Raw genomic sequence first — 461 nt, 5'->3', positions numbered from 1 at the left:
GATTCAGCGGACGCTTACCTTAATTATTAATCTAATCATTTTATAAGAAAAATCTTCTAAGAAATTTTCTTAGAAGATTACAGTATCTTATCTAGAAATTAAGATTTAAGCCTAAACTAAAATTTCTTCCAATTTGGGGAATATATGGCAAAAATGTTTCATGGGCATAGACTTTCTGATCAAGTAAATTATTCGCTTTAAAGAATAAATCATATTCTGTGTGAGATAGCTTATTTTTATATGCTAAAGTCATATTAAGCATATTATAACCTGATGTAACCTGCTCAAATTTAGAAATATTATCTTGTTTAAAGACTCGATAATATTCTATTTCACCTTTAAGCGATTCATCAAAATCAGCTTTTAGTCGTGTACCCAAACGAGCAGGAGGTAATCTAGGAGTGTAACGATCCTTTTGGGGAGCTAAAGTCGGTTCTCTATTCCAGATCTCGTATGCCGTC

Annotated in this window: 1 pseudogene; it reads right to left on the bottom strand. The window is 31.5% G+C overall.

Going from position 1 to position 461, the window contains the following annotated elements:
- Positions 1-91 precede the first annotated feature (91 nt).
- Positions 92-461, bottom strand: a pseudogene (locus J690_RS0104865) (TonB-dependent receptor); the annotation flags it as partial.

It is taken from the genome of Acinetobacter sp. 742879, from assembly GCF_000588535.1.
GTDB lineage: Bacteria > Pseudomonadota > Gammaproteobacteria > Pseudomonadales > Moraxellaceae > Acinetobacter > Acinetobacter pittii.
The sequence above is the reverse complement of the archived record's forward strand: the minus strand, read 5'-3'. Positions and strand labels throughout refer to the sequence as shown.